The following is a 383-nucleotide window of genomic DNA, read 5'->3' as shown; positions in this document are numbered from 1 at the left end:
GTCGTAGGCGATGTCGCGCTCGGGAACCAGTTCAACGCCATTCTCGTCCACCAGTGCGGCCAGGCGGACCCGCTTGCAGGCGCGATCCAGGCCCTGCATGCGGCCGAGCTGGAATTCGAAGTGGTTCCACTTCGCCTGGGCGACGTAGTTCAGCTCGTCCTCGGAGGAGTTGAGCGAGCCGGCAGCGACTTCGTGCAGCAGGGGTTTCCAGATGTGGGTGAGGTGGGCGTCGACCAGGGTGACCTGGGCCTTGCCGCGTTTACCCAGGGTGCGGCCGAGACGGGTGGCGAGCTCCAGCCCGCCGGCGCCGCCGCCGACGATCACGATGCGATGGGACATGTGGATATCTCATAGTGGGAATTCCGTGAGGCGGTCGTCGGGAG

General features: G+C 66.1%; 1 protein-coding gene. It reads right to left on the bottom strand.

All coding sequences use genetic code 11. The features are described from left to right. On the bottom strand, positions 1–339 hold a 339-nt coding region (locus tag A7976_RS13230; protein ID WP_165601745.1), incomplete at its 3' end, for an FAD-dependent oxidoreductase. Positions 340–383: the final 44 nt, after the last annotated feature.

This window comes from Methylobacillus sp. MM3 (genome assembly GCF_001645185.1).
GTDB lineage: Bacteria > Pseudomonadota > Gammaproteobacteria > Burkholderiales > Methylophilaceae > MM2.
The sequence above is the reverse complement of the archived record's forward strand: the minus strand, read 5'-3'. Positions and strand labels throughout refer to the sequence as shown.